Source organism: Nonomuraea lactucae (assembly GCF_003313395.1).
GTDB lineage: Bacteria > Actinomycetota > Actinomycetes > Streptosporangiales > Streptosporangiaceae > Nonomuraea > Nonomuraea lactucae.
Genome location: NZ_QNFZ01000037.1, coordinates 1 through 19,693, shown reverse-complemented (window position 1 = coordinate 19,693; position 19,693 = coordinate 1). Strand labels below are relative to the sequence as shown.

The 19,693-nt window shown below is 70.7% G+C and carries 18 protein-coding genes, 1 rRNA gene and 1 pseudogene; 12 read left to right on the top strand and 8 right to left on the bottom strand.

Annotation, left to right across the window (positions count from 1 at the left end; all coding sequences use genetic code 11):
* Nucleotides 1-156: 156 nt before the first annotated feature.
* Nucleotides 157-273 (top strand): 5S ribosomal RNA (rrf, locus tag DQW85_RS02685).
* A gap of 77 nt (nt 274-350) precedes the next feature.
* On the opposite strand, the gene DQW85_RS02680 is transcribed toward rrf, so the two are convergent.
* Nucleotides 351-1,097 (bottom strand): SAM-dependent methyltransferase, encoded by a 747-nt coding sequence (locus DQW85_RS02680; RefSeq protein WP_113698847.1) that lies wholly within the window; start codon nt 1,095-1,097, stop codon nt 351-353.
* A 169-nt stretch (nt 1,098-1,266) separates the two neighbouring features.
* Nucleotides 1,267-2,649: a hypothetical protein gene (locus DQW85_RS44065; RefSeq protein WP_205314824.1), complete on the bottom strand. Its 1,383-nt coding sequence runs from the start codon at nt 2,647-2,649 to the stop codon at nt 1,267-1,269.
* Here DQW85_RS44065 and DQW85_RS02675 point away from each other — a divergent pair.
* Nucleotides 2,587-3,714, top strand: a complete 1,128-nt coding sequence (locus DQW85_RS02675; RefSeq protein WP_205314823.1) for a hypothetical protein — start codon at nt 2,587-2,589, stop codon at nt 3,712-3,714. The genes DQW85_RS44065 and DQW85_RS02675 overlap by 63 nt on opposite strands.
* Nucleotides 3,715-4,484: 770 nt before the next feature.
* Here DQW85_RS02675 and DQW85_RS02670 read toward each other — a convergent pair.
* On the bottom strand, nt 4,485-5,411 hold the full coding sequence (locus DQW85_RS02670; protein WP_113698846.1) for an MBL fold metallo-hydrolase: 927 nt from the start codon (nt 5,409-5,411) through the stop codon (nt 4,485-4,487).
* A gap of 112 nt (nt 5,412-5,523) precedes the next feature.
* Here DQW85_RS02670 and DQW85_RS45585 point away from each other — a divergent pair, with 112 nt between their 5' ends.
* Nucleotides 5,524-6,171 (top strand): single-stranded DNA-binding protein, encoded by a 648-nt coding sequence (locus DQW85_RS45585; protein WP_205314822.1) that lies wholly within the window; start codon nt 5,524-5,526, stop codon nt 6,169-6,171.
* Nucleotides 6,172-6,999: 828 nt separating this feature from the next.
* Here the strand turns inward: DQW85_RS45585 and DQW85_RS02660 are convergent.
* Together DQW85_RS02660 and DQW85_RS02655 are read right to left on the bottom strand one after the other, a co-directional pair.
* The gene (locus tag DQW85_RS02660; protein WP_113698849.1) at nt 7,000-8,421 is read right to left on the bottom strand and encodes a DUF1015 family protein; all 1,422 of its coding nucleotides are present in this window, start codon (nt 8,419-8,421) and stop codon (nt 7,000-7,002) included.
* A gap of 249 nt (nt 8,422-8,670) precedes the next feature.
* A pseudogene (locus DQW85_RS02655) lies at nt 8,671-8,868 on the bottom strand (DUF1015 family protein); the annotation flags it as partial.
* A gap of 119 nt (nt 8,869-8,987) precedes the next feature.
* Between DQW85_RS02655 and DQW85_RS02650 the strand changes: the two are divergent.
* Both DQW85_RS02650 and DQW85_RS02645 read left to right on the top strand, forming a co-directional pair.
* Nucleotides 8,988-9,410, top strand: a complete 423-nt coding sequence (locus DQW85_RS02650) for a tetratricopeptide repeat protein (protein WP_113698845.1) — start codon at nt 8,988-8,990, stop codon at nt 9,408-9,410.
* 672 nt (nt 9,411-10,082) lie between these two features.
* Entirely contained in the window at nt 10,083-11,054 is a 972-nt protein-coding gene (locus DQW85_RS02645) for an HAD-IIA family hydrolase (RefSeq protein WP_113698844.1), read from the top strand.
* A 40-nt stretch (nt 11,055-11,094) separates the two neighbouring features.
* On the opposite strand, the gene DQW85_RS02640 is transcribed toward DQW85_RS02645, so the two are convergent.
* The 3 genes from DQW85_RS02640 to DQW85_RS02630 are packed head-to-tail and all read right to left on the bottom strand — an operon-like array spanning nt 11,095 to nt 13,027.
* A complete protein-coding gene (locus DQW85_RS02640) occupies nt 11,095-11,868 on the bottom strand; it encodes an ABC transporter permease (protein WP_113698843.1) in 774 nt (257 codons plus the stop codon).
* The gene (locus DQW85_RS02635) at nt 11,868-12,632 is read right to left on the bottom strand and encodes an ABC transporter ATP-binding protein (RefSeq protein ID WP_113698842.1); all 765 of its coding nucleotides are present in this window, start codon (nt 12,630-12,632) and stop codon (nt 11,868-11,870) included. The genes DQW85_RS02640 and DQW85_RS02635 overlap by 1 nt, the downstream gene beginning before the upstream one ends.
* 47 nt (nt 12,633-12,679) lie before the next feature.
* Complete coding sequence (locus DQW85_RS02630) at nt 12,680-13,027, bottom strand: SCP2 sterol-binding domain-containing protein (RefSeq protein WP_240196876.1); 348 nt, start codon at nt 13,025-13,027, stop codon at nt 12,680-12,682.
* A 125-nt stretch (nt 13,028-13,152) separates the two neighbouring features.
* Between DQW85_RS02630 and DQW85_RS45580 the strand changes: the two genes are divergently transcribed.
* The 7 genes from DQW85_RS45580 to DQW85_RS02600 form a co-directional block, all read left to right on the top strand.
* Nucleotides 13,153-13,311 (top strand): hypothetical protein, encoded by a 159-nt coding sequence (locus DQW85_RS45580; RefSeq protein WP_205314821.1) that lies wholly within the window; start codon nt 13,153-13,155, stop codon nt 13,309-13,311.
* The gene (locus DQW85_RS02625; RefSeq protein WP_113698840.1) at nt 13,308-14,120 is read left to right on the top strand and encodes a TlyA family RNA methyltransferase; all 813 of its coding nucleotides are present in this window, start codon (nt 13,308-13,310) and stop codon (nt 14,118-14,120) included. The genes DQW85_RS45580 and DQW85_RS02625 overlap by 4 nt, the downstream gene beginning before the upstream one ends.
* Entirely contained in the window at nt 14,117-15,046 is a 930-nt protein-coding gene (locus tag DQW85_RS02620; RefSeq protein ID WP_113698839.1) for an NAD kinase, read from the top strand. The genes DQW85_RS02625 and DQW85_RS02620 overlap by 4 nt, the downstream gene beginning before the upstream one ends.
* A 65-nt stretch (nt 15,047-15,111) precedes the next feature.
* Nucleotides 15,112-16,821: a DNA repair protein RecN gene (gene recN / locus DQW85_RS02615; protein WP_113698838.1), complete on the top strand. Its 1,710-nt coding sequence runs from the start codon at nt 15,112-15,114 to the stop codon at nt 16,819-16,821.
* A 104-nt stretch (nt 16,822-16,925) separates the two neighbouring features.
* A complete protein-coding gene (gene steA, locus DQW85_RS02610; protein ID WP_113698848.1) occupies nt 16,926-18,122 on the top strand; it encodes a putative cytokinetic ring protein SteA in 1,197 nt (398 codons plus the stop codon).
* Nucleotides 18,119-19,078 (top strand): copper transporter, encoded by a 960-nt coding sequence (locus DQW85_RS02605; protein WP_113698837.1) that lies wholly within the window; start codon nt 18,119-18,121, stop codon nt 19,076-19,078. The genes steA and DQW85_RS02605 overlap by 4 nt, the downstream gene beginning before the upstream one ends.
* 2 nt (nt 19,079-19,080) lie before the next feature.
* A partial coding sequence (locus tag DQW85_RS02600; RefSeq protein ID WP_113698836.1) for a hypothetical protein occupies nt 19,081-19,693 on the top strand: 613 nt, incomplete at its 3' end.

Genomic DNA, 19,693 nt, shown 5'->3' with positions numbered 1-19,693 from the left:
TGATAGGCCGGAGGTGGAAGCGCGGTAACGTGTGGAGCTGACCGGTACTAATAGGCCGAGGACTTGACCACAAAGCGCTTTTTCTTCTTGCTCGCGTCCACTAGGCAATTCTGAGACAGCAACCAGCCCGTGTGGTGGTTGTGTGTCTTGTGGGGTTACGGCGGTTATGGCGGGAAGGAAACACCCGGTTACATTCCGAACCCGGAAGTTAAGCTTCTCAGCGCCGATGGTACTGCACTCGGGAGGGTGTGGGAGAGTAGGTCACCGCCGGACAATTGTTGGGGGAGGGGTTTCACCTGTGAGGGTGAGACCCCTCCCTTTTTTTGTGTCCTGGAAGCGGCCGGGCGCGGCTACCGGCTGTGGCCGCGCAGGACGAACACGCCCCAGCCCAGGTACTGCCTGCCGTATTCCAGATACGAGCGGCGGGCACGGTCGAGGAATTCGCTGACGGCCGGCGCTTCAGGGTCATCGGGGTGGTCGCGTAGCCAGTCGCTCAGCGTCCACCACTGGCCGGCGGCGTAGCGGTCCCAGGTGTCCTGGTTGGCCAGGACCATCTCCAGCAGTTCGAAGCCCGCGCTCTCGAACCGCTCCGCCGTACCCGCGAGCGAGGTGAATGCGTCCTCGTCGATCTGCAGCGACTCATATGCCTCGGCAGGTGGCGGCACACTCCAGAAGCACTCGCCGACCAGTGCCAGCCCGCCCGACCTGAGCGGACGGCGCATGAGGTCAAGCGTGCCGAGCAGTCCGTTGCCGATCCACGTTGCGCCGATGCACGAGACGATGTCGTACGTTCCCGGCCCGTCCTCGTACGTTGCGGCGTCGGCCTCGACGAAGCGCACCCTTTCGGCGACCCCCAGCTCGTCGGCGCGGTCACGGGCCGCCGCGAGGAACACCTGGCTGATGTCCACGCCCACGCCGACCGAGCCGTACCGCTGGGACCAGCGCGTCAGGAGCTCGCCCTTCCCACATGCCAGGTCCAGCTGGCGCGTAGCCGGTGTGACGCGGCAGATCTCGCCCAGCAGCTCCAGTTTGTCGTCGGTGAGAGGGTTCAGGATGCGGTGCCCGGCCTCGGCGATCTCGTGGAAGCGGAGTGACATGGCGAGCAGTCTTCCTGAAAGGCTGCGAAAGGGGCGACCGAATAAGCAGGCTTGGGAGGGGTCCGTTGACGTTCGAGGGCTTGCTAGGCTGGAGTAAGCGGGCCACCCCCCACGGGTGGCCTTCGTCGCGTAAGGCCCGAGCGCGGGCAGCGACCAGCCACGGCGGCCGTCATGTGCGATACGGGTCCGCTGAGTGAGCCAACGAAATGGACCAGAAGTGAACAGAGACAACGGACCGGACGGCGAACAGCGCGGGCGAGACGAGCACGGGGAGAGGCGCTCGTACGGAAACAGAGGCGGCAGCGAGCCCGGCTCGCGCGGGCGTGGCGAGGACGCGGCCAGGGGGGACCGGGACCGCCCGCACCGTTCCGATGAGCGCTCCACCGGCCGCGACGACCGGCGGTCCTTCCAGGATCGCGGGTACGGCGAGCGGTCCGGCTATCGTGGGCGCGACGACCGGGGTGGTTACCGCGACGACCGTGGTCCGCGTCGTGAGGGTGGCTATCGGGAGCGCCGCGAGGGTGGGCCCCGCGGCGACCAGGGGGGCTTCCGGGATGACCGGGGTCCGCGTCGCGATGATGACCGTCGCTCGTTCCGTGATCGCGACGATCGTGGCCCGCGTCGTGAAGGTGGCTATCGGGAGCGCCGTGAGGGGGGGCCCGGAGGCGACCGGGGTGGCTTCCGTGACGATCGTGGTCCGCGTCGTGAGGGTGGCTTCGGCGAGGGTCGTGGTCCGCGTCGTGATGATGATCGTCGTTCGTTCCGTGATCGTGATGATCGTGGTCCGCGGCGGGATGGCGGGTTCCGCGATGACCGTGGGCCGCGGCGGTCGTTCGGTGATCGCGATGACCGTGGTCCGCGTCGTGAGGGTGGCTATCGGGAGCGCCGTGAGGGTGGGCCCGGAGGCGACCGGGGTGGCTTCCGTGACGATCGTGGTCCGCGTCGTGAGGGTGGCTTCGGCGAGGGTCGTGGTCCGCGTCGTGATGATGATCGTCGTTCGTTCCGTGATCGTGATGATCGTGGTCCGCGGCGGGATGGCGGGTTCCGTGACGACCGTGGGCCGCGGCGGTCGTTCGGTGACCGCGATGACCGTGGTCCCCGCCGTGACGGTGGCTTCCGCGATGACCGGGGTCCGCGCCGTGAGGGCGGCTTCCGCGACGACCGGGGTCCGCGCGGCGAGGGCGGGTACCGCGACGACCGTGGTCCGCGCCGTGAGGGTGGCTACCGGGAGCGCCGTGAGGGCGGGTTCCGTGACGACCGTGGGCCGCGTCGGGAAGGCGGCTACCGCGACGACCGTTCGCGGCCCTTCTCTCGCGACCGCGAGGACCAGTCCGCGGGCGGCACTCGCGCCAGGTACGGCAGGCAGGACCGCGAAGACGCCCCCCAGCGCGAGCGGTTGCCCGACGTCGCACCGGACATCACGGCCGAGGAGCTCGACAAGGAAGTACGCGACGAGCTTCGCTCCCTCCCCGGCGACCTGGCCGAACTGGTGGGCAGGCACCTCGTCGCCGCGGAACGCGCTCTGGAGGACGACGACCCCGATCAGGCGCACGAGCACACGAAGGTGGCCCGCAGGTTCGCGGCCCGCATCGGTGTCGTACGGGAGGCGGCAGGCATCGTCGCCTATCGCGCCGGTCACTTCTCGGAGGCGCTCAGCGACCTTCGCGCCGCCAGGCGGATGACCGGGTCCGAGGCCTACCTTCCGGTGATGGCCGACTGCGAGCGCGGCCTGGGCCGTCCCGAACGCGCCCTCGACCTGGTCCGTTCGCCGGAGGCCGAGCGCCTCGACAGGGCGGAGCGGATCGAGCTGTCCATTGTCGAGTCCGGTGCCCGCCGCGACCTCGGCCAGCACGACGCCGCCGTCATCACGCTTCAGCGCCTGCCCGAGCTGCGCGACCCGGAGCCGAAGCCCTGGTCTGCCCGGCTCGCGTTCGCGTACGCCGACGCGCTGGCCGACGCCGGGCACCATGAGGCCGCGACCGACTGGTTCGCCCGGGCGATGGCGTTCGACGAGGACGGCGAGACGGATGCCGCTGAGCGTTACGCCGAGCTGACCGGCGCCATCATCGAGGACGTCGAGGAGGACTTCGACGACCTGGACGACCAGGGCGCCGCGGACCAGGCGGACGCGCCGGCGGAGGAGACCGAGGACACGGGCGCCCCGGCTGAGACCGACGATCTCGCGGAGGCCGCGGAAGGGGAAGTCGACCTCGTCGAGGAAGCGGAGGAGGACGACGTTCCGGAGGACGACGACCTCCCGGAGGATGGCGCTCTCCCCGAGGCGGACGCTCTCGTGGAGGAGGACGCTTCCCTCGACGAGCCGAAGGACGACGAGTCCGAGGCCGACTTCGCCGACGTACAGGACGAGCAGACCGTCGTGCAGGACGGCACCGAGGCCTCCGAGTCCGGCACGCCTGGCGACGTCCTTGCAGCCGAGCAGCCCGGTGACGCGGCCGAGACAAGGGACGAAGCGTCTCCCTCGGCGCAGCCCGTGGACGCGGTCCCGGACATCAACCTGGCTTTCATCGAACCCGACTTCGGTGACATCCTCGACGAGCCCGACGAGCCCGACGAGCCCGACGAACCCACGAGGGACCGGCCAAAGCGCGACGACTGATCAGCTGTCCCCCCTTGAAGGGGCACGGCAGGCAGGAGCGCCACGCATGTCCGCCCGCAAGGCCGGCGTCCGCTCACGGTCTGGGGCCGCTTCGACCGTGGGGTCGTGTCCGTCGGCGCGGCCCCGCAAGGCGTCGCGGCTTGTGGCGAGGTGGTGATGGAGACTGTGTGGCGCGCACGAGCGTAATCGCGGCCCGCTGTTCGGCACGACGACACGCGGCGCCAGGCCGCCGCCTGGCGCCCTGTTCGCGGGTGGAGGCGCCTCGGGAGAAGAACGTCCCCGGGAGGGGGCCACCCGGGGGACGTAGGCAAGAGTCCAGGCCGCCCTGGCATGTCCCACTCGCAAGGGGGCGGGTCCGCAGGGTCCCGTTCGCAAAGGGGCGGGCTCGCAGGGTCTCGTTCACAGGGGCTCGCAGGGGACGCGTTCGCGCGGGACGCGGTCTTGAGTGAGGAGAAGGCACGCAGGCTTGAAGGCCTCCGCGCGGGAGGGACCCGTAGAGGAGGCACCCCGCGAAGTTGGCCCCCACGGAGTTGGCACCCCACGGAGTTGACACCACGCGAAGTTGGCACCCGCATGCAGGCGGGGCTCGCGGCAGGCGGCGCATTTGCCATGTGGGCCGGGCGACTGCCACAGCAAGCGCTGGGGGCAGCAGCACGAGGCCGCCTGGCCCAGTGCGGTGTGATGGCCGAGCTCAGGCGCCTGCTGTCATGCTCCTCAATCGTTGCGCTGTGCGGCGCTTCGCCGTCGGTTGCGCCGCGCGGCGCCACAAGTCACGGCGAGACGCGGTTGAGCCAGTGGAGGATGCCGGCGACGTTCGACGGGGCGCCGCTCAGCAGCTCGAACTGCTCAGCCGTCTCGTCGTCGGACTTGAGAGCGGTGTAGCGCTCCTTGGTGCGGTCTCTGACCATGGCCACGGCGTGGTCGAGATCCATGCCCTCCGCGTGTGCCTGGCGTGTCAGGTCCACCCAGATGCGGAGCTCCTCCGCGGAACGTTCGAGCGTCTCCTGGACGGCGTTGACCGGCCCGTAGTGGCTGAACAGCAACCGCTGCGGCCCCAGCGCTTCGAACAGCGCGATCGAGTCGAGCGCCGTCTGCAGGTCGAAGTCCGGCGGGGGCGTGGCGGGGCGCAGATCGCCCGTCTGTGGCAGGTACACGCCCGCGGCGTCGCCCACGTACAGGTCGCCGGTGCCCGAGTCGACCAGGCCGACGTGGTGTTTGGCATGGCCGGGTGAGTAATGGCTGCTGAGCGTCCTGCCGTTGCCGAGGTCGATGGATCCCGTGTCGCCGAGCGCCACGATGCGTTCCGCCTCGGTCGGGGACAGCTCACCGAAGAGCGTGTCGAGCCGATCGCCCCACACCATCCGAGCGCTGGCCATCAGCCGGGACGGATCGGCCAGATGTCGGGCACCCTTCTCGTGCACGACGACCTGCGCGGATGGGAAGAACCTCGCGATGTCCCCCACTCCTCCGGCGTGGTCCAGATGGATGTGCGTGACCACGACGGTCGCCAGATCATCGGGCCCCACCCCCAGCGAGGAAAGCGCGTCGCGTACCACGGGTGACGAGGTCGACGTGCCGGTCTCCACCAGGCAGGGCCGGTCGCTCAGGATCAGGTAGCCGGCGGTGATGCCCGAGTAACCGGCCATTTTGGTATCGATCTCATAGACGTCGCCGCCCAGGGCGGTGATGTTCTCCACAGGTGCTCCCAGAGCCGCGTCCGTTGTCCCCAGAACGGCATTCGAGCCGTTCCAGCCTCCCCTTCATCGTAAAGAGTGATCTCCACCTGGGCATCTACGATGGGAGGCGACAGTGGACCGCAACGAGGTCGTGCTGGTGGGAAGGCTGTCCAGCGCAGCCGAGGACAAGACGCTGCCGAGCGGCGACACTCTCACGAAATGGCGCCTCGTGGTGCGGCGCCGCCGCCGTCACAGACGTGGCGGCATCCTCACGGACAGCATCCCGTGCGTGACATTCGACCCGGAAGCCGCCTCGCTGGTCCGCAGCCTCAAACCGCCTGCTCTGCTGGAGGTCACGGGCGCGTTCCGCTGTCGCATCTACGGTCCGGCTAGAGCCAAGATCTGGCGTTACGAGGTGGAGGTCCTCACCGCCAGGCCAGTCGACGCCGAATCGGTCGCCCTCTCCGAGCACGACGAATCGGCGGAGTCTGCTGGGCCGGTCGGATCTGTCGGGTGCGCAGGGTCGCTTGGGCCGATCGGCTCGCTCGGCTCACTTGGGTCGATCGGGCCTGTCGGAGTTGGGCCCGTGGTAGCGGTCGGGCCCGTCGGCTCGGTCGGGTCGGTGGGCCGTCCGGTGGGTCCGATGGGTCCGGTGGGTTCGGTCGATTCGGTCAGGTCGATGGGTTCGGTGGGTTCGTGGGTGTCGGTGAATCCCGTCGGTTCGGTCGGGTCTGTCGGTTCGGTCGGGTCTGTCGGGTCTGTCGGGTCTGTCGGGTCCTGAGGGCCGCTGGGGCCGGTGGATCCAGCCGGTTCGGTCAAGTCCCTCGGGTCCCTCGGGTCCCTCGGGTCCCTCGGGTCCCTCGGGTCGCTCGGGTCTGTCGGGTCCGTGGGGTCGGTGGATCTTGGGTTCGGTGGGTTCAGTCGGGTCCGTTGGGTCATCGGGTCGGTAGGGCCGGTGCGTTTCGGTCGGCCGGATCGGGGCGATTGGGCGGTTGGATCGGTCGGGTCGGTGCGGCCCTCCGGGGCGGTCGGGGCGAAGAATCCATGAAGTCGACCGAGGTTACTGAGCTGCCGCAGCCGGTCCGTGAGTCGGCGGAGGTCACTGAAGCCGTCGAGTCGGTGAGGTCCACCCAGAGCGGCAAATGCGCAAAGACCAGGAGGGCTACGCCTCTCAAGCCTTACCCCTGCGGGTGCTCGGGCCAACAGTCGGCCGGCATCTACTGGGCCGGCGGTCTGCGTGCTGGCCGAGATCCAGCCGGCTCGCAACTGGCCCGAAGCCGGCTGACGGATGTGCTCGGCACCTGTGCATCCGACCGTGGCGGTGGGGATACCTGCGGATGCCATCTGCGAGGCGCAGCAGTCGATTGAGCCCCTGGACACCGATTCGTCGGCCCGTGCCCCCGAGCATCGCCTACCGCGATCGGATGACGTCGTGCCTACCCTGTGCGGGCTGGAAGGGCCTGGCCCTGTCCGCAGTGGGAGGGGCGGTCTTTTCATCTGAAGTGCGTGTTGTACGGGATATGTGCATCGGCGAAAGGGTTGAAAGGGTTATGGGCGTCCGGCCGTTCGCTTCGGTTGCCTAGCGGAACGGCCGGTGGGCGGTTGTGGGTCACTCGGCGGCGAAGGTGCGCAGGACGAAGCCCGTCCTGGGTTTGGGGCCGAAGGAGGTCGACTTGCGAGGGACCCGTTCGCCGTGCGCCGCCACGGCGAGCACGTCCTCGACGGCGAGCGGCTTGAGGATGACCGCCGTGCCGCCGGTCCGGAGGGCGAGGTCGATGGCGGCTTGCGCATCGTGGTGGACGATGCGCACGGACTGCTCGTCGTCCTGCATGCCCCACACCTTGGGCATGACGAACCGGGTGAGTATGGAGGTGTTCAACGAGTTCCAGCGATCGGAGCGGTCGGCGGGCATGGCCTGGGCCAGCTGCACGGGGTCCGGGTTGGTGAGGAGGTGGGTGCCGCCCTCACCGGCGAGCAGGAAGGCGGGCTCCGCGGCGGCTGCCAGCGCGGTCAGGCCCTCGGCGAGGCTGGGGTGATCGCGTACCCGCCATGCCCCCTTCGCCCTCGCGGTCGCCTCGGTCAGGGGGAGACCGGGGATGACCCGGTGGATGGCCTGGAGATTGGGCGGGTACGCGGTGGAGTCCACGAGCAATGCCAGCCCGAAGTCCCACGGCCCGCCCGTAGGACCGGACGCTCTGGCTTCGCCAACTGCCTGGGCTGGGGTCTCTGAGGCTTGAGGGACTCCTGCGTTCGATGATGTCTGCCCGGTTGTTTCCGCCGGAGTCGGCTGCTGCGCCGCTGGGGAGTCCTTGGCTACTGCCGCTGCGGCTGGTCCGTGGGGAGGTGTCGGCACGCCCTCTGTCCGGTCCAGCCGTGCCTCTTGGGAGAGAGTGGGCGTTGGGTGTTCGGGGGTGGTGTGGGTGACGTGCTCCTGGCGCTGAAGTATGCGGTATGTGGCGTACCTGTGGTGGCCATCGGCGATGAGGGCCTGGCGGGTGCGGAGGTCGGTGTTGACGGCGTCGATTTCCGCCCCGTCGGTGATCGCCCACAGGCGATGGTGAAGGCCGTCGGCCGTGCGGGCGTCCACCAGGGGAGTGCGCGTTGAGGCGACCTCGTCCACCAGGCGCGTGGCCGCGCCGTGGTCGCCGTTGTAGAGGAGGAAGATGGGTTCGAGATTGGCCTGAGTGGTGCTCATGAGGGCGAGACGGTCGGCGATGGGGCCGGGGAAGACGTCCTCATGGGGCAGGATGACGCCCTGCGTGGGGTCCGCGAGACCGACGTCCCCGATGAGGCCGCGCTGCAGGACGCCTGGGCCGCTCTGCTCGTAGACGTAGAGTGCCGGGAGTGCGTCACGTACGAGGACGCCCGAGTCCAGCCAGGCGCGCAGGGTGTCGCGGGCGACGCCATACCTCTCCTCGGTGGGCCGCTTGCCACTTGATGGGCCGTCCGCTTCGGGGACTGACGTCGCGTCGGATGCCGGCGTCGCGTCGGAGGCCGCGTCGGATGCCGGCGTCGCTTCTGGCGTTGACATCGGGTCGGGTGTTGACGTGGATGCCGCTTCGGGTGCGGATGTTGCTGGTGGTGGCGTGGCTTCTGCGGGATGGGCGGCGCCCGCGGGTGGGATGACGTGCCATGGGTCGGATGCAGGAAAGGCTGGGGACGCTTGCGAAGCGTGGGCACGAGCCGGAGCCGGTCGCTGACTCGGCCTGCTTTCGGAGGCAGGAGGGACCTGCGGGCGCATGGTCGGCGAGGTGGCCGTGGTGGCGGCCTGTGGGGTGGCTGGAGGAGTGGATGTGCAGGGAAGGATGAGGCGCACCACATTGTTGGGATGGGAGTCAAGGAGCGCGCGGACGTCGCCGTCGGAAATGAGGTCGTAGGGCGGAGAGGTCACCTTGGCTGGATCGTCGACGGCGAAGCGGACGCCGCGGAAGGGACGTAGCACCAGTCCATCCGGCACCGGCAGTTCAGGAGTGCCCATACCGGGCATGCTCCCATAAAGGCCTGTGTCCTCTAGAAGTCGCCCCAACGCCCCAGTCGCTCTTGATGCCGCGGCGAACCGAGCGGATCCGTCGTCTGTCGATGAAGGAGACGTCACGCATGGTCCAAGGTAGAAATGCCCACGATGATTCCCCCGGCACCCCCGAGGGCCACGTTTACGACTGGTATCAGCGTGGGGTGAAACTGCTGAAGGAGGGCAGTCCGGCGGCAGCCGCCGCGCTGCTCGAACGGGCCGCGATGGCCGAGCCCGAATCGCGCAGCATCCGGGAGGCGTTGGCGCGGGCCCAGTTCAACTCCAGGCAGTACGCGGAGGCGGCGGAGAGCTTCCGGCTGATCGTCGATGCCAACCCCGCGGAGGACTACGCCCACTTCGGGCTCGGGCTGGCGTTGTGGCGGACGGGCGATGTGGAGGGGGCCCAGGAGCCGCTTGCGATCGCTGTAGCAATGCGGCCGGATGAGCGCCACTATGTGTCGGCTTTGAAGAGCGTGCGGGCCACCTTGCGTGCTCGCCGGGAGATGTGACGATACCGACAGGTCCCGAGAGGCTCTGACAGGTCTCGACAGGTCCCGCCAAGGTCCCCGCGGGATCCGAGAGGTCCCGACAGGTCCCGCCAAGGTCCCCGCGGGTTCCGAGTGGTGCCGGCAAGACCCGAGTGGTCCTGACAAGGTCCCGACAGGTCCCGATAGTTCCCCGCCGGTCCCCGACAGCTCCCGACAGAGGCAGGGCAGGCAGCAATGCCACGGAGACGACACGCACCGGCCGACGCGAGCTCGGGCCGATCGGTGGTCAGGATTGTTCGACCATCTGGCCGTCCACGAGGTGGTGCCTCTGCCCCATGCGTTCCGTGAGGTGGTGCCTCCATGCGTCCACGACGTGGTGCCTCCATGCGTCTGAGAGGTGGTGGTGCCTCCCCTCCACGCGTCCGAGAGGTGGAGGCTGCGGACTCATCTGCGAGGCTGGTCCGGGTGCCTCGACAGGCTTTCCGCTGATCGGTGGGATATGGGCTGGTGGGCGACTTGGTCGTCTGGTGTGCCCTTGTGTTCTGACAGGGCGTGGCTTCGCAGTTCTGGCGCGGGGTCGTTCTGATGCGGCGTCGCCAGTGAGGGGGGCATGGTCGGGGTGGGCGGTGGTGCGTGGAGGAGGCGGCGCTAGAGTCGCGCACGGACGTCAGTGTGCTTACGAAAAGGGGCCACGTGCTGATCGACGGCTACGACACGCTGCTGCTCGACCTGGACGGGGTTGTCTACCTGGGCAGTCATGCGGTGCCGGGCGCGCCCGAGGCGCTGGAGGGGGCGCGGGGGCGGGGACTGCGGCTGGCGTACGTAACCAACAATGCCTCGCGCACCCCAGCCGCCATCGCGGCGCACCTGCGGGAGCTCGGCGTGCCCGCTACCGCCGAGGACGTCGTCACCTCCGCTCAGGCGGCCGCCCGTCTGGTGTCGGAGCGGGTGCCGCCTGGCTCGAACGTGCTCGTCGTCGGCGGATCCGGGCTGCGGCTGGCCGTACGGGACCGGGGGCTCAGGCCCGTGACGACCTCACTGGAGGCGCCTGTCGCGGTGGTGCAGGGGATCGCGCCCGGGCTGTCGTACGGGCTGCTGTCGGAGGGGGCGTTGGCCGTGCGGCGGGGTGCGTTGTTCGTGGCTTCCAACGGGGACAGCACCATGCCCACCGGCCGGGGCGAGTTGCCCGGGAACGGGTCGATGGTGCGGGTGATCGCCACGGCCACCGGTGTCGAGCCGGTGTACGCGGGCAAGCCCGATCCGCCGCTGCACCGGGAGTCGATGATCCGCACCGGGGCTCGCAGGCCGCTCGTCGTGGGGGATCGGCTGGACACCGACATCGAGGGGGCCACGAACGCGGGCGTGGACGGGCTCCTGGTGCTGACCGGGGTGGCCACGCCGCTCGACCTGCTCACCGCCGCGCCCCGGCACCGGCCCACGTACATCGCCGAAGGGCTTTCCGCGCTGCTGGAGCCCTATCCGGAGGTACGGCACGGCGCGTGCGGCGGGTGGCGGGCCCGGTGGGTGGACGGCGTGCTGCGGCTGGAGGGCGACGGGAGCCGGATCGACGCGCTGCGGGCGGCCTGCGACGCGGCCTGGGCGGACGCGGGCGGGGGACGTGCCGAGGAGGACGCGGTCAAGACGGTGCTCGCCCGCATCGGCTGAGACGCGCGCTCGGCGCCGACCCTGTCAGGCACCGACCCTGTCAGGCGACGCGTTCGGCGGTCTGGCGGGCGAACTGCCAGGCGCCCACGGTCAGCAGCAGCGACGCCGCCACCACCAGTGCCCCCAGCGACACGGGCACGCCGCCGCTCCACCCCCGCAACACCAGCAGCCGCATGGCCTCGATCGCGTACGTGAGCGGGTTGAAGCGGGCCACGACCTCCATCCACCCCGGCATGGCCGACAGCGGCACGAAGGCGTTGCTCATGAACAGCAGCGGCAGCGACGCGAACCCGGTGACCGCGAAGAAGGTCCCGTGTGACGGCACCGCGCAGGCCAGGGCCATGGCCGCCGCCGTGAGCGCCAGCGTCAGCAGCCCCGCGGCGACCAGGATCGCCAGCACGCCGGCGACACCCGCGGCCGGGCGCACCCCGAGCGCGAGGGCCACGAGCAGGATCACGATCACCTGCGCCGAGTTCATCCCCACCTGGAACACGAACCGGGACACGATCAGCGAGCTGCGCCTGATCGGCATGCTGAGCAGCTTGTCCAGGTAGCCCGTCTCCTTGTCGAACAGCAGCGGCATCGCGGCCGTCACCCCGTTGCCGACCACGGTGAAGGCGATGACGCCCGGCACGGCGAAGGCGATGTAGTCTCCCGTCCCCACGACCCGCGCGTCCACCGCCCCGCCCATCGCGCCGGCGAAGAACACCAGCCACACGGCCGGCTGGAGCACGCTGAACAGTAGGTTCAGCCGTTCGCGGAGCGTCATGAGCAGCCATCGGCGCGACAGCGCGAGCACCTCCTGCGACCACATCAGACCGACTCCTCCCGCAGCGCGTGCCCGGTGTGCCGGAGGAACACCTCGTCCAGGGAGTCCGCGCCCAGCTCGGTCTTGAGCCCGGCGGGCGTGCCGCTCGCCACCCGGCGGCCCCCGTCGATGATCGTCAGGCGGTCGCAGAGCCGGTCGGCCTCGTCCATGTAGTTGGTGGCCAGGAGCACGGTCGTCCCTTCCTCGCAGAGGGCGCGGATGTGGTCCCACACGCGGTGGCGCGAGTGGACGTCGAGCCCGAGCGTCGGCTCGTCGAGGATCAGCAGGTCGGGGCGGTGCAGCAGGCCGCAGGCCAGGTCGAGCCGCTTCTGCATGCCGCCGGAGTACTCCTGCACCAGCCGGTCGGCGTGGGCCGACAGCCCCATCAGCTCCAGTGTCTCGGCGACCCGGGCCTTCACCTTCCTGCGCGGCACGTGGTAGAGGGCCGCCTCGATCTCGGCCTTCTCCCGGCCGGTCAGCATGTAGTAGCCCATGGGGGAGACGTTCTGCATGACGTAGCCGATGCGCCGCCGCACCTCGCCCGCGGCCCGCACGACGTCGAACCCGCACACCCGCGCGGTGCCCGAGCCCGGCGGCAGGAGGGTCGAGAGCATCCTGATCGTGGTGGTCTTGCCTGCGCCGTTCGGGCCCAGCAGGCCGAAGACCTCGCCGGCGGCTATCGCCAGGTCCAGGCCGTCGACGGCCAGGCGGTCGCCGAAGGCGCGGCTGAGCCCCTCGGCTTCGATGATGAGACCCTTGTGTTCGCCCATCGCCCAATAGTTAACGAGAGCATTAAATATTTCAAGGGGAAGGGGGGTCAGAGGAGGCGGCGCAGGCGCAGGAGGTCGCCGAAGCTGGCGTCGATCTTCACGCGCCCCCCGAGCAGCGCGCGGGCCAGGTCGAGCTCGCCGTCGACCAGCGCGATCAGGTCGTCGCTCACGATGGTCAGCTTGACGTCTGCGCCCTTGCCGTTGGCGGGCGGCTCCTCCCGGAACGGGTCGAGCCCGTCGTGGTGCAGCCGTCCGTAGAACGTCATGTCGATGTCGGAGACCCGGCAGCTCACCGTGCGCTCGACCACATGCCTGGCCCGGTCTCTCTCGTCGATCTCGTCGAACTGGGCGACGAGCTTGGCCAGTGCCACCCGGCACTCCTCGACGCTTGCCATGATGCGCATCCTTTCTGGGCCTTCTGGACGTAGCGTTCCACATTCGTGGCACCCCGTATGCCCTCTCAACGTGTGACACACCCGCCGAGGTGCCGGGCGCTCGCGCGAGGCGTTACCGTCGTGTCATGAGTGCGCTGCCGGAGCAGACCGGAGACGAGCGGGTCGACGCGGTGCTCACCGGGCTCGGCCGCCTGGCCGAGCTGCCCGTGAGTGAGCACGTGGCGGTGTTCGACGAGGCGTTCTCGGGGTTGGAGTCCACGCTCGCCGCCGTGGACGAGCAGTGACCCGCAGGATACGCCTGGACAGCGAGATGGTACGGCGGGGCCTGGCCCGGTCGCGCGAGCAGGCGGTCCAGCTCATCGAGTCCGGCCGGGTCACGGTGGGCGGCCAGCGGGCCGGCAAGCCGGCCACCCAGGTCGACACCGCCTCGGCCATCGTCGTCGCCTCGTCCGCCGACGGCCCCGACTACGTCTCGCGCGGCGCGCACAAACTGCTGGGCGCGCTGGAGGCGTTCGAGAGCCTGCGGGTGGACGGTCGGCGCTGCCTGGACGCGGGAGCGTCCACCGGCGGGTTCACCGACGTGCTGCTGCGCGAGGGGGCCGCCCACGTGCTCGCCGTAGACGTGGGCTACGGCCAGCTCGCCTGGTCGCTGCGCACCGACGAGCGGGTGACCGTGATGGAGCGCGTCAACGTGCGCGACCTCACCCCCGACATGGTCGGCGAGCCGCCGGCGCTGGTCGTGGGCGACCTGTCGTTCATCTCGCTCCGGCTCGTGCTGCCCGCTCTGACCGCCGTGGCCGCTCCGCGAGCCGACTTCGTGATGCTGGTCAAGCCGCAGTTCGAGGTGGGCAAGGACCTCGTGGGGGCGGGCGGGGTGGTGCGCGACCCGGAGCTGCGGGCGCGGGCCGTACGAGACGTGGCGGCGCGGGCGGGGGAGCTGGGCCTGTCGGTACGCGGCGTCACGGCCAGTCCCCTGCCCGGTCCGTCGGGCAATGTCGAATACCTCCTGTGGCTGGGCAAGGGAGAGGGGGAGCCGCCGGTGGCAGACATCGAGGCCGGGATCCGGCGGGCCGTCGCGGAGGGGCCGCAATGAACCACACCACCACGAAGCAGACCAACGCCGACCGCACCGTGCTGGTGACCGCGCACACCGGGCGGGAGGCCGCGGTCGAAAGCGCCCGCCTGGTCATCGACCGCCTGGTCGGCGCCGGTCTGACGGTCAGGGTGCTCGACGTGGAGGCCGCCGAGATCGGCTGCGGGGGCGTCGAGGTGGTGCCCTGCGACCCCGGCGCCGCCAAGGACGCCGAAGTCATGATCGTGCTCGGCGGCGACGGCTCGCTGCTGCGCTCGGCCGAGCTGGCCAGGCCGGCCGGCACCCCGCTGCTGGGCGTCAACCTCGGCCACGTCGGGTTCCTGGCCGAGGCCGAGGTGGACGACCTGGCCGCGGCGGTCGACAGCGTGGTCGCGGGCCGCTACGACGTCGAGGAACGCATGACGATCGACGTGCTGGCCAGGCAGAACGGCCAGATCGTCGCCGACACGTGGGCACTCAACGAGGCGTCTGTGGAGAAACGGGACCGCATGCTGGAGGCCGTGGTCGAGATCGACGGGCGGCCGCTGTCGCGCTGGGGCTGCGACGGTGTGATCTGCGCCACACCGACCGGCTCGACCGCCTACGCCTTCTCCGCCGGCGGGCCGGTGGTGTGGCCCGAGGTGGAGGCCCTGCTCCTGGTGCCCAACAGCGCCCACGCGCTGTTCGCCCGGCCCATGGTGGTCTCGCCCCGCTCCACGCTCGCCGTCGAGATCCTGCCCGACACGCCCGGCGGCGTGATGTGGTGCGACGGGCGCCGCCGCTTCGACCTGCCGTCCGGCACGCGCGTCGAGGTCCGCCGCGGGTCCGAGCCGGTCCGGCTGGCGCGGCTGCACGGCGTGGAGAGCAGCGGCGCCCCGTTCACGGACAGGCTGGTCGCCAAGTTCGAACTACCCGTTCAGGGCTGGCGCGGAAGGGTGCGTCCCTGAGTCAATTGGCTGTGAGGCGCGTAGGATCACATGCGCACAGGTGTTCGGAGCGACGGGAGTGGGCAGTGCGACCAAGGGTCGAGGAGGTCCGCATCCAGGGGCTCGGCGTCATCGACGAGGCCGTTCTCGAGCTTTCGCCGGGGTTCAACGTGGTCACCGGCGAGACCGGGGCCGGCAAGACGATGGTCGTCACCGGGCTCGGGCTGCTGTTCGGCGGGCGGGCCGACCCTTCGCGCATCCGGCCGGGCGCCGAACGGGCCACCGTCGAGGGCACGCTCGTCATCGAGTCGGGCGGCCGCGTCGCCCAGCAGGTCGAGGACATCGGCGGCGAGGTCGACGGCGGGGAGCTCATCATCTCGCGCGTCGTCTCCGCCGAGGGGCGTTCCAGGGCCTGGCTCGGCGGCCGCACCGTGCCCGTCGGCACCCTGACCTACCTCGCCGACGACCTGGTCGCCGTGCACGGCCAGATGGACCAGCAGCGCCTCCTCCAGCCCGCCAGGCAGCGCGCCGCGCTCGACCGCTACGCCGGCAACGACCTGGTCAAGCCGCTGCGCGCCTACACCCAGGCGTACAAACGGCACAAGCAGGTGGCCGCGCAGCTGGAGGAGCTCACCACCAGGGCGCGCGAGCGCGCCCAGGAGGCCGACGTGCTGAGGTTCGGCCTCGACGAGATCGAGAAGGTGGATCCCAAGCCCGGCGAGGACGTCGAGCTGCGCGGCGAGGAAGAGCGGCTCTCGCACGCCGACGCGCTGCGCGGCGCGGCGACCGGCGCGCACACCGCGCTGCTCGGCGACCCCATGCAGGCCGTGGACGGCGCGCACGACGTGGTCTCGCTGCTGGGCGAGGCGCGCGTGGCCGTCGAGGCGGTGCGCGACTTCGACGCCGAGCTGGCCGGGATGGCCGACCGGCTCGCCGAGGCGGGCTACCTGATCTCCGACGTGGCCACCGACCTGGCCGCCTACGCCGAGTCCGTCGAGGCCGACCCCGTCCGGCTGGCCGCGGTGCAGGAGCGGCGGGCGCTGCTGTCCGGGCTGATCCGCAAGTACGGGGAGGACTGCGCGGGCGTCCTGGCGTGGGCGCAGCGGTCGGCGTCCCGGCTGGCCGAGCTGGACGGCGACGACGACCGCGTCGAGGAGCTGACCCGCGAGCACGACGAGCTGACCGTCCGGCTGACCGAGCTGGCCGCCGAGCTCACTAAGGTGCGCCAGGCCGCCGCCGAGCGGTTCGGGCAGGCCGTCACCGAGGAGCTGACCGCGCTGGCCATGCCGCACGCCAGGGTCGTCGTCCAGCTCACCCCGACCGCCGAGTTCGGGCCCGAGGGCGTCGACGAGGTGGAGCTGCGCATGGCCGCGCACCCCGCCGCGCCGCCGCTGCCGCTCACCAAGGGCGCCTCCGGTGGCGAGCTGAGCCGCGTGATGCTCGCCATCGAGGTGGTGTTCGCCGGTGCCGACCCGGTGCCGACGTTCGTCTTCGACGAGGTCGACGCGGGCGTCGGCGGCAAGGCGGCGGTCGAGATCGGGCGCAGGCTGGCCAGGCTGGCCCGCACCGCGCAGGTGATCGTCGTCACCCACCTGCCGCAGGTGGCGGCCTTCGCCGACCAGCACCTGGTGGTCGAGAAGACCGGCGACGGCAGCGTCGTGCGCAGCGGTGTCGTCACGCTCGACCACGAGGGCAGGGTACGCGAGCTGTCGCGCATGCTGGCCGGGCTGGAGGACTCCGAGCTGGGCAGGGCGCACGCCGAGGAACTGCTCGGGCTGGCCGCCGCCGAGCGCTGAGCTGCGCCGGTCGGCCGCCGCGGTCCGGGTGAGCTGAGTGACATAGCGGACACGCCCCGCGATGAGTGGCCGCTCAGCTGTTTCACTCTGGCAGGATGTTCTTGATGAAGGTTCCGGGGAGCAAGATGCCGGGCCTCCGCGGGAGGAAGGTCGGTGACCTTCCCGGTGTCACGGCAGTGGCGAGAATCGATCGGCGGACGAAGAGGCTCACCAAGCGCCTCAAGCCCGGTGAAATCGCGATTATCGACCATGTCGACGTGGACCGGGTCAGCGCGGAGGCGCTCGTCGCATGCGGAGCGGCGGCCGTGGTCAACGTCGCGGCCGGTATCAGCGGTCGCTACCCCAACCTGGGGCCCCAGATTCTGCTCGAGGCGCGTGTGCCGTTCGTCGACAACGCGACCCCGGAGCTGTTCGAGCGGGTCAAGGACGGTGACGTCGTACGCCTGCACGACGGTGTCGTCTACCTCGACGACGAGCCGGCGGGCAAGGGCGACGAGCAGAGCGCCGACGCGGTCGAGGCCGCCATGGCCGAGGCCCGCGCGGGGCTCGCGGTCCAGATCGAGGCGTTCGCCGTCAACACGATGGAATACGTTCGCGGCGAGGGCAAGCTCCTCATCGACGGAGTCGGCGTGCCGGAGATCCGCACCCCCATGGAAGGCAGGCACGTCCTCATCGTGGTGCGGGGCTACCACTACAAGGAGGACATCGCCACCCTCCGCCCGTACATCCGCGAATACCGGCCGGTGCTCATCGGCGTCGACGGCGGCGCCGACGCGCTGATGGAGGCCGGCTACCTGCCCGATGTGATCGTGGGCGACTTCGACTCCGTCTCCACCAAGGCCCTGACCTGCGGCGCCGAGCTCGTCGTGCACGCCTACCGCGACGGCAGGGCGCCCGGCCTGGAGCGGGTCCACCAGCTCGGCCGCGAGGCCGTGATCTTCCCCGCCACCGGCACCAGCGAGGACATCGCGATGCTGCTGGCCGACGACAAGGGCGCCGAGCTGATCGTCGCGGTCGGCACGCACGGCACGCTGGAGGAGTTCCTCGACAAGGGGCGCTCCGGCATGGCCAGCACCTTCCTCACCCGGCTGCGCATCGGTAGCAAGCTCATCGACGCCAAGGGCGTCAGCCGGCTCTACCGCAGCCGCATCTCCACGCCGCAGCTCATCCTCCTCGTGGTCACCGCGCTGATCACCATGGGGGTCGCGCTGTTCATCTCGCCGATCGGCCAGACCTGGCTGAACGGCCTGCAGGACGTCTGGAACGCTTTCATCTTCTGGTTGGTCGGACTCTTCTCGTGATCGATTTCCGTTATCACCTCGTCTCCATCGTCGCCATCTTCCTGGCGCTGGCCGTGGGCATCGTCATGGGCACCACGCTGCTCCAGTCGCCCGCGATCGACGCCGCCAAGAAGACCAGCGACCTGATGACCAAGGCCAACGACGGTCTGCGCGCCGACCTCGACATCCTGCGCGGCAGGGAGGCGGCCAACGACGCGTTCGTCACCGCCCGCACCCCGCACCTCGTCGCCGGCGAGCTGAACGCCCAGCGGGTCGTCTTGATCGAGGCGCCAGGCTCCAACACCACCTACAGGGAGGCGCAGGAGCAGGTGCTCCTCCAGGCCGGTGCCACCATCACCGGGCGAGTCGCGCTGACCGACGCCTTCCTCGACCCCAAGGGCGCCGGTGTGATCGACCAGCTCGTCACCACGCTCAAGCCGTCGGACATGAACTTCTCCCCCGACACCACCACCGCGGCCAAGGCCGGCGCGCTGCTCGCCGCCGTGCTCATGACCGGCGACCCCGCCCAGGCCGGCACCCCCAACCCGGCCACCGCGGCCGTGCTCGGCGCGTTCGAGACCGGCGGGCTGCTCAGCACCGAGGACGAGCCGGCCAAGCGGGCCACGCTCGCCGTGCTGTTCGCGCCCGACAAGCCGTTCGAGGGCAAGAACGCCGAGGCCCAGGCCGCCTCCCTCGCCGCGCTCGCCGACCGGCTCGACGTGGCCGGCAAGGGCGCGGTCGTGGCCGGCAGCGCCGCCACCACGACCACCGGCAACCTCGTCTCCGCCGTACGCGATGACGGCGACATCGCCAAGCGCGTCTCCACCGTCGACACCGTCGATATGCCCGCGGGCCGCGTCGTGATCGTCTACGCTCTGCGGGAGCAGCTGAACGGGCGGGCCGGCCAGTACGGCATCGGCAAGAGCCTGCCCCCGCTGTCCACCGCGTCCCCGTCGCCCACCGAGTCAGGGAGCTGACCATGGCCAGCCGACCAGGCCGCCTGCTCTGCGCGCTCGCCGGAGCCGCCATCGGCGCCGCCGCCGCCCGCGTCGCGTACGCCGCCCTCACCCGGGCACGGCCGCACGACCCCGGCGATCGCTGGACCCGCAAGAACCACCGAGGCGAGCCCGTGACTCTCCTCGAGGGCCCCGCGTTCGCCGCCGGTTCCGGCGCCGCGGTCGCGCTCACCCCCGGCCTCCCCGCCCGCGTACGGCTGGCGGCCCTGATCGCCGGAGCCGGCAGCGGAGCGCTCGGCGCCTACGACGACCTCTACGGCACCACGTCGTCCAAGGGCTTCAAGGGCCACCTCGGCGCGCTGGCGCGGGGCGAGGTCACCAGCGGAGCCGTGAAGATCATCGGCATCGGCGCCACTGGGCTCGCGTCCGCCGCGCTCGTCTCGCGAGGGCCCGCCGACACCCTCGTCAACGGCGCGGCCATCGCGGGCGCCGCCAACCTCGCCAACCTCTTCGACCTGCGGCCCGGCCGGGCGATCAAGGTGGGGCTGCTCACGGGTGGTCCGCTGCTGGCCGCCTCCCTCGTGCGTGACCGGCCCGCCGCCGCGCTGGCCGCCGCACCCCTCGGCGCCGCCGCCG

Bases quoted from the DNA above. Each gene is read 5' to 3' on its own strand.
- DQW85_RS02680 (WP_113698847.1), bottom strand. From the start codon at position 1,097: ATGTCACTCCGCTTCCACGAGATCGCCGAGGCCGGGCACCGCATCCTG.
- DQW85_RS02640 (WP_113698843.1), bottom strand. From the start codon at position 11,868: ATGTGGTCGCAGGAGGTGCTCGCGCTGTCGCGCCGATGGCTGCTCATG.
- DQW85_RS45580 (WP_205314821.1), top strand. From the start codon at position 13,153: ATGAGTGCGCTGCCGGAGCAGACCGGAGACGAGCGGGTCGACGCGGTG.
- steA (WP_113698848.1), top strand. From the start codon at position 16,926: ATGAAGGTTCCGGGGAGCAAGATGCCGGGCCTCCGCGGGAGGAAGGTC.
- DQW85_RS02635 (WP_113698842.1), bottom strand. From the start codon at position 12,632: ATGGGCGAACACAAGGGTCTCATCATCGAAGCCGAGGGGCTCAGCCGC.
- DQW85_RS02650 (WP_113698845.1), top strand. From the start codon at position 8,988: ATGGTCCAAGGTAGAAATGCCCACGATGATTCCCCCGGCACCCCCGAG.
- DQW85_RS02630 (WP_240196876.1), bottom strand. From the start codon at position 13,027: ATGGCAAGCGTCGAGGAGTGCCGGGTGGCACTGGCCAAGCTCGTCGCC.
- DQW85_RS02620 (WP_113698839.1), top strand. From the start codon at position 14,117: ATGAACCACACCACCACGAAGCAGACCAACGCCGACCGCACCGTGCTG.
- DQW85_RS02660 (WP_113698849.1), bottom strand. From the start codon at position 8,421: ATGTCAACGCCAGAAGCGACGCCGGCATCCGACGCGGCCTCCGACGCG.